Below are 854 nucleotides of genomic sequence, written 5' to 3' on the forward strand. Positions count from 1 at the left end.
CGAACATGGACCGCAGCACACGCCGCGCCTGGGTCTTGGGCCAGCCCGGCTTCGCCGACTCCCAGCGCCGCACCTGCCGTACGTCGATCTCACCCGTTTCGCCCAGGGCCGCCGCGTGCACGGCATAGGCCCGCGCCACATCGGCCTGACTGTGCCAGCCGCGCTCCAGCCGAGCAGCACGAAAGGCGGGATTTCCAGGACTCTGGGACATCACTCCCCCAGGGCGAACGACAGCCACATGTGCAGCGATGACGCTACTCCCGCGAGATGTCCTCCGATGTGTCCTCGTTGCATCTCACCCCTGCGTCTACGGTCGAAGAGAGAGTGAGGGAGGAAGTCAAATGACCATTGACGCACAGGAATCCACACCCCGATGCGGCTACGGCCAGCCGTCCCCGGAACTGCTGGCGCGCGCGGAGCGCGGCCTCCTGCGGTTCCTCGTCCGCTGGCCCCAGTCGGGCAGCGGAACCGACGGGCACGACGGAGGCGAAGGGTCGTCCGATGTCTGAGCAGTACGAATACGTCCCTCACCGCCTCCTCCGCCAGCAGGTGCGCGACATCGCCTCCGGAGCCGAGGGCGTGCTGATGGCCGTGATCAACGAGAACGTCTCGGACCGCGTGGGCCGCGAGCACTGGATGGAGCTCGCCTACATCCGGGGCGCATCCGGCCGCGAATTCACCACCGCCGTCGCGAACGTCCATCCCGCCCATGACCAGCCCCAGTCCGCCGTCAGCCGCCGAGACCAGGGCAGCGCGTAGCGATCTGCCGCGCCTGCCGGGTCCGGATGCCATCCGGTTCGCCCTCCGGTGCAGGTATCAGCCCCAGGCGGCCGCCGGACGCCGAATTTCGAGGA

Annotated in this window: 2 protein-coding genes and 1 pseudogene; 2 read left to right on the forward strand and 1 reads right to left on the reverse strand. The window is 68.6% G+C overall.

Annotated elements, in window-relative coordinates; all coding sequences use genetic code 11:
* A pseudogene (locus VR44_RS46695) lies at positions 1-211 on the reverse strand (XRE family transcriptional regulator); the annotation flags it as partial.
* Between the two features lie 130 nt (positions 212-341).
* Between VR44_RS46695 and VR44_RS45770 the strand changes: the two are divergent.
* Entirely contained in the window at positions 342-509 is a 168-nt protein-coding gene (locus VR44_RS45770; protein WP_157880556.1) for a hypothetical protein, read from the forward strand.
* On the forward strand, positions 502-759 hold the full coding sequence (locus tag VR44_RS39380; protein ID WP_045952501.1) for a hypothetical protein: 258 nt from the start codon (positions 502-504) through the stop codon (positions 757-759). The genes VR44_RS45770 and VR44_RS39380 overlap by 8 nt, the downstream gene beginning before the upstream one ends.
* The last annotated feature ends 95 nt before the right edge of the window (positions 760-854 follow it).

It is taken from the genome of Streptomyces katrae (genome assembly GCF_000966975.1).
GTDB lineage: Bacteria > Actinomycetota > Actinomycetes > Streptomycetales > Streptomycetaceae > Streptomyces > Streptomyces katrae.

Excerpts from the sequence above, each read along its gene's own strand:
- VR44_RS45770 (WP_157880556.1), top strand. The coding sequence starts at position 342 with ATGACCATTGACGCACAGGAATCCACACCCCGATGCGGCTACGGCCAG.
- VR44_RS39380 (WP_045952501.1), top strand. The coding sequence starts at position 502 with ATGTCTGAGCAGTACGAATACGTCCCTCACCGCCTCCTCCGCCAGCAG.